Here is a 4,943-nt window from a genome sequence, read left to right as displayed (position 1 = left end):
CTCGACCCGCAGTGTCTCGCGCTCGATACCGTCGCCCGGCGGGCGATCACGTCCGATCCCAACTGGAACGGCGGCCACTACTACGGCGGGCCGGAGCCCGAAGACGGGCTGGCTCGAGCGCGCCAGATCGGCCACATCATGTATCTCTCGAAGGCCTCGATGGGCCGAAAGTTTGGCCGCCGCTCGGCGGGTCGGGAAGCGGTCCGCGGGGACCCGCCGGACCCCGCGGCCGCCTTCTTCCCCTACCGGGAGGTCGAATCCTATCTGGACTATCAGGCCGACAAGTTCACCGATCGGTTCGACGCCAACAGCTACCTCTACATGACCCGCGCGATGGACGACTTCGACCTCTCGGCGGGGTACGAGTCCGACGCCGACGCGCTCGCGGCCTTCGAGGGCGAACTCCTCGCGCTGTCGTTTACCGGCGACTGGCACTTCACCGTCGAACAGGCCGAGGCGCTAGCCGAGGCCTGCCGCGACGCGAGCGTCGACGTCGCCCACCACGTGATCGAATCCGATCACGGCCACGACGCGTTCCTCGTCGAACCCGAAACCGTCGGCCCACCGCTCTCGGACCTGCTCGAGGACGGACTCGAGGGCCGTGCGATCACCGATACGGCACCGGCGGCCGACGAGACCAGCGACTTCGCTCCGGTTCATACGAGTCTGTTTTCGAAGTGATATAGTCCGTTCGTCGATACGAACGGAAATTTCCGCTCGAAAGAGCGCCTCGAGTGTACTCTTGAAAATTCTGAATATAATGTGATTCAAACAGTGTCGGAAAGTATAATAACACTCTATCTGATGTGTTAGTGATGTCAGACGGGAAGCAACTGGATTACGAAACCGAGGAATCGACGGAACAACAACGCGTACCGCGGGACGACGGGAGCGATCTACCGATCAAAGAGGGGGCGGTGTTCGGGGCCATCGCCGTGGTCGCCACGTATCTGACACACCTGCTTCTGACGGTCATGACGACGGCAAGAATCAGTCCTGAGGCGGGTATGGTGGGAAGTGGTGAAGATGCATCGTACGTCGTCACGGACATGGTGGCGTCTTGGAAAGCCGCAGGTTGGAGTTATCTCAGCGCGTTCGGTTCTGGATTCGAAGCCGAGGGAGAAAGTGCAGTGCTGAGTGCCGTCCCTAACCACGGTGCTGCGTTCGTGAACGGTCCATTCGGGCTATCTGACCTGTTCCTCTTCCTCGTAACGCTCGGTGGTATCGTCGCCGCCGGATACGGGATCGCACGATACACTGAGACTGATACTGCCACCGAGGCTGTGAAAACCAGTCTGACCGTCGTCCCAGCATACCTCGTGTTCGCTGCGATTGCCGCAGTCGTGATGACCCATACGTTCACCGACGATCCCGCTATCACAGCGTTCATCGGGGAAGCTACTGGTCACGCTAATGCTGCCGTCGAACTCGAAGTCAGCGACATCGTCACCGAAAACGGGTACAACGATATTGAGTTCGGACCGTCGACCAGCAGCGCGATTCTCCTCGCTGGTCTCGTCGTTCCCGCTATCCTCGCTGCTATCGGTGGAGTACTCACCCAGCCTCGAGACGCCCTCGAGACCGTGATGGCGAAGGTCCAGTAACGGAACTGCAATCACCGACCGAACTACTCAGCGCGAGGATAGTTCTGTGCGTCAGCGCATTTTTCCGGAACGATCACTGCGCCGAGAGCTGCTGCGCTCGAGTAGCCACTGAAGAAACGGTCGGCGGACGAATAAGCGGTTAACGCGAACACGGCGGAGGAAACACGGGGAACGGAACGGCTTCGGACGCGAACTGTCGAGTATCAGTACTGCTGTTCGTGGCCGTGATCGAACGAGACGTACTGTTCTGCGGTCGAGCGGTCGGAGCGTCGGCGGTCGATCCAGTACAGCAGATCGGAGACGAACAGCGCGAGGTTTTCGCGGGCGAGCAGTTTCATCGAGACGCCCTGCGGCGAGCGGAACAGGGCGATCAGCGACCACATCGAGCCGGCGGCGAACGCGCCCAGTGCGGAGAAGGTCATTCCGAGCGTGAAGAACGTCGTGCTATACACGAACCCGATCCCCATCGATGGGAGGCTCGTGCCGAGCGGAACCCGCGCGCTCGAGTCGCGCAGCGTCGGCGCGAGGAAGATGATCGAGAGGCCGCTTCCGAGCATGAATACGAAGTCTTGCCACATCATCAGCAGTACTTACTCGATTATGAGTTAAAACTCCCTCGGTCTAGAAATCAGCAGTTAGACCGGACAATCACTGAATGCTGACGGAGTGTCGGAACCGGTACTCGGAGAACGGAAAACGACGCAATTCGGAGAACGATTCGCCGCCGCGGGACCGCAACCAGCGATTACGCGGACGAAATCGGAAATGTTCCCGTCGGATCAGCGCTCCGCGAGAACGGCCTCCTCGAGCAGCGTCTCGCGGGCCTCGGCCATCGACGTGACGACGACGTCACAATGTGGTTCGACCGCCGGTTTGGGTTCGAAGCCGATCGCCAGCCCGGCGACCTCGAGCATCGGTAGATCGTTGGCCCCGTCGCCGACCGCGACGGTATCCGCGAGGTCGACGCCGACGTCGTCGGCGAGAGCCGCGAGGGCGTCGTCCTTGGTGCCCTCGATCAGCGGCCCGTCGACCGTACCGGTGAGTTCGTCGTCCGCCATCGGGAGCCGGTTCGAGACGATGTGATCGACGGAGACCCCCTCGCGCTCGAGGGCGGCCGCGACGCCGCGTTCGAAGCCGCCCGTGAGGATGGCGGTCGTGACGCCGGCCTCGTTCAGTTCCTCGATGAGGTCGGCGGCCCCCTCGCGGAGGACGACCTCGTCGAAGGCGGCGTCGGCCTCGACCTGGGGGAGTCCCTCGAGCAGGGCCGCGCGCTTGCGCAGACTTTCGGCGTACTCGATTTCGTCGTTCATCGCGCGCTCGGTGATCTCGTCCATGTCGGCGGCGACGCCGCGGCGGTCGCCCAGCAGGACGGTCATCTCGGAGTCGGAAAGCGTCCCGTCGAAGTCGAAAGCGACGACTGTCATTGTGCCCCGGTTGTCGGTCCCCGGATAAACCAGTTCAGGTTTCGGTTCCGCGACGACTCACTCTCGAGGCCGCGATCGGCCGCTCGAGACGGTGCTGGTTCCACGCGTCGAACGACCGAAACGTATTCCCGGTCGTCGTTCGTTGCCGGACACATGTCATCGAATCAGCAGTACGAGACGGGGCCCTCGCTCGAGGACGAGCGAGAGTTCGACGAGAGCGAGGACGACGGGGACGGCGGGGACGACAACGATCCGACCGACGTTCCGGGTCGCAGGTGGCGAAGGCTGACCGTCCCACCGTGGAAAGCCGGGATCGCGTCGGGCGTGAGCGCCTTCGCGGTCGTCTACGCGGTGGCGTACCACTTCGTGACCGTACTGATCGCAACGTCGGGAACGGGAGCGGAGGACGAGCCGAGCCGATGGGTCCTCGCGGGGCTCGTGACGCTAGGGAGCCACGGTGCACCGATCGAACAGGGCGGCGAATCGATCGGCTTCGGATTTAGAATGGGTCAAGGCTTCATCAGCCACGTTACCGCGCTCGTTCCGGTCGTCGTGTTGCTGGTCACCGGCTATCTGCTCGTCCGTTACGTTCGCCTCGAGACGCGTACAGATGCCGGCCTCGCGCTCGGCTCGTTCGGACTGAGCTACCTCGCGATAGCGGTCGGCCTCTCGCTGATCGCCACGTGGACGCCCGAGGGAGCCGATCCGGAGCCGATCACCGTCCCGACCGACGCGTCCCTCCTTCTGACGATTGGCGGGACCGTCGTTTTCTTCGTCGCGATCGGAGCCGCCGTCGCCGCCGTCCCGCGACTGCTGGCCGACGACGGCTGAGACGATCGCTCGAGACGTCTCCGAGGAGCTGCCGGTACTCGCCGGGTCGTTCCGTCGACCCCATGACGAGCAGGTCGACGTCCGCCTCATCGGCGTCGGCGAGGATCTCCTCGTGCGGTCTGTCGCGCCTGACGACCGTCGTCGGCTCGAGCACGGATCGACTTCTCGTGGCAGCAGCACAAAACGGGCGACGCCGGTACGGAACGGCACGGAGCCATCAGTCCGGGAAAAGGGGTACGCGGTCGACAGCGGTATTTTTTGCCACCTCCGACCACAACGGAAGGGTTTACGTTCTCCACGCGGTTGTCTCGCGCATGAAGGTTCTCGTCACGGATCCGATCGCGGACGCGGGTCTGGACGTACTCAGAGATGCCGGCCACGACGTCGAAACGGGCTACGAACTCGAGGGCAACGACCTCCTCGAGGCGATCTCGGACGCGAACGGACTGATCGTCCGTTCCGGCACCGAGGTTACCGAGGAAGTCCTCGAAGCCGCCGAGGAACTCGCCATCGTCGGCCGAGCCGGCATCGGCGTCGACAACATCGACATCGACGCCGCGACGGACAACGGGGTCATCGTCGCCAACGCCCCCGAAGGCAACGTTCGCGCGGCCGCCGAACACACCGTCGCAATGACGTTCGCGAGCGCCCGCTCGATCCCGCAGGCCCACATCCGCCTGAAAAACGGCGAGTGGGCGAAAAGCGACTATCTCGGCACCGAACTCGACGGCAAAACGCTCGGCGTCGTCGGCCTCGGTCGCGTCGGCCAGGAGGTCGCCAAGAAGCTCGACTCGCTCGGGATGGACATCGTCGCCTACGACCCCTACATCAGCGAGGAGCGCGCCCAGCGCATCGGTGCCGAACTCGTCGAGTTCGATCCGTGCCTCGAGCGAGCCGACGTCCTGACCGTCCACACCCCACTCACGCCGGAGACTGAGGGGCTGATCAGCGAGCCCGAACTCGATCAACTCGGCGACGGCTACCTCGTCAACTGCGCCCGCGGCGGCGTCGTCGACGAGGACGCCCTCGCGGCGAAAGTCGAGGACGGCACCCTCGCCGGCGCGGCGATCGACGTTTTCGCCGA

General features: G+C 63.7%; 6 protein-coding genes and 1 pseudogene. 4 read left to right on the top strand and 3 right to left on the bottom strand.

Features of this window, described 5'->3' with window-relative positions; translation table 11 throughout:
• Both PGX04_RS15690 and PGX04_RS15685 read left to right on the top strand, forming a co-directional pair.
• A partial coding sequence (locus PGX04_RS15690) for a homoserine O-acetyltransferase family protein (RefSeq protein ID WP_465263816.1) occupies positions 1-681 on the top strand: 681 nt, incomplete at its 5' end.
• A 134-nt stretch (positions 682-815) separates the two neighbouring features.
• Positions 816-1,604 (top strand): DUF7978 family protein, encoded by a 789-nt coding sequence (locus PGX04_RS15685; protein WP_273739365.1) that lies wholly within the window; start codon positions 816-818, stop codon positions 1,602-1,604.
• Between the two features lie 203 nt (positions 1,605-1,807).
• Here the strand turns inward: PGX04_RS15685 and PGX04_RS15680 are convergent, their stop codons facing one another.
• Both PGX04_RS15680 and serB read right to left on the bottom strand, forming a co-directional pair.
• The gene (locus tag PGX04_RS15680) at positions 1,808-2,185 is read right to left on the bottom strand and encodes a hypothetical protein (protein ID WP_273739364.1); all 378 of its coding nucleotides are present in this window, start codon (positions 2,183-2,185) and stop codon (positions 1,808-1,810) included.
• Positions 2,186-2,383: 198 nt separating this feature from the next.
• Positions 2,384-3,028, bottom strand: a complete 645-nt coding sequence (serB, locus tag PGX04_RS15675) for a phosphoserine phosphatase SerB (RefSeq protein WP_273739363.1) — start codon at positions 3,026-3,028, stop codon at positions 2,384-2,386.
• Between the two features lie 153 nt (positions 3,029-3,181).
• Here serB and PGX04_RS15670 point away from each other — a divergent pair, with 153 nt between their 5' ends.
• Positions 3,182-3,859: a DUF7978 family protein gene (locus PGX04_RS15670; protein WP_273739362.1), complete on the top strand. Its 678-nt coding sequence runs from the start codon at positions 3,182-3,184 to the stop codon at positions 3,857-3,859.
• On the opposite strand, the pseudogene PGX04_RS15665 reads toward PGX04_RS15670, so the two are convergent.
• Positions 3,744-4,013 (bottom strand): annotated as a pseudogene (locus PGX04_RS15665) (universal stress protein); the annotation flags it as partial. The gene PGX04_RS15670 and the pseudogene PGX04_RS15665 overlap by 116 nt on opposite strands.
• 160 nt (positions 4,014-4,173) lie before the next feature.
• Between PGX04_RS15665 and PGX04_RS15660 the strand changes: the two are divergent.
• Positions 4,174-4,943: hydroxyacid dehydrogenase (locus PGX04_RS15660; protein ID WP_273739361.1), on the top strand; the 770-nt coding region annotated here is incomplete at its 3' end.

It is taken from the genome of Natrinema soli, assembly GCF_028618695.1.
This window is presented reverse-complemented; position numbering and strand designations above follow the sequence as displayed.